Genomic DNA, 576 nt, shown 5'->3' on the forward strand with positions numbered 1-576 from the left:
GCGGCAGGGCGGCCACGTCCGCGAGCAGCAACGCACCCTCCCGGTTCCGTCCCGCCGCCACGGCGGCCGCGAGCATCGCCGGGGTCAGATCGGCGCCGAGCACCACACCGGCGGGGCCCACGGCGGCCCGCAGCGGAGGCAGCGCGCGCCCCGTCCCGCAGCCCGCGTCCAGCACACGGTCACCCGCCCGCAGCCGGAGGTCGGCCACGGCGGCCGCGTACGCGGGCCCGTCGTCGGGGAACTTACTGTCCCAGCCGGCGGCCCGCGCGGTGAAGAACTCCTGGACATGTGCGTGGTCGTCGCTCATGACTCGCATGATGCCCTGCTTCCATGGCCAGGTGTGTCTCGCGTTCCGGCGGCGGCCGATCGAGTGCCGGTCGGCCGGGACCGCCGCTCAGGCCGCCAGGTCCCGGATCGCCACCACCTCTTCGACGGGGACGCGCACCAGCAGCTCACCGGGAACACCGTTGCGCGCGCCGAACTCCTCGGCACGGTCCTCGCCCATGTACCGGGCGGCGACCCGCGCGGCCCAGTGGCGCAGCTCCGCCGGATCCTCGGACAACCGGGCACGGCCGC

The 576-nt window shown here is 75.9% G+C and carries 2 protein-coding genes; both read right to left on the minus strand.

Annotation, left to right across the window (positions count from 1 at the left end):
- Positions 1 to 307, minus strand: a 307-nt coding sequence (locus CCN72_RS32350) for a methyltransferase domain-containing protein (protein ID WP_143664271.1), incomplete at its 3' end; no start/stop codon positions are given.
- Positions 308 to 394: 87 nt separating this feature from the next.
- Positions 395 to 576, minus strand: a 182-nt coding sequence (locus tag CCN72_RS32355) for a pyridoxamine 5'-phosphate oxidase family protein (RefSeq protein WP_483027290.1), incomplete at its 5' end; no start/stop codon positions are given.

The sequence above is a fragment of the Streptomyces murinus genome, from assembly GCF_002154555.1.
Lineage (GTDB): Bacteria > Actinomycetota > Actinomycetes > Streptomycetales > Streptomycetaceae > Streptomyces > Streptomyces murinus.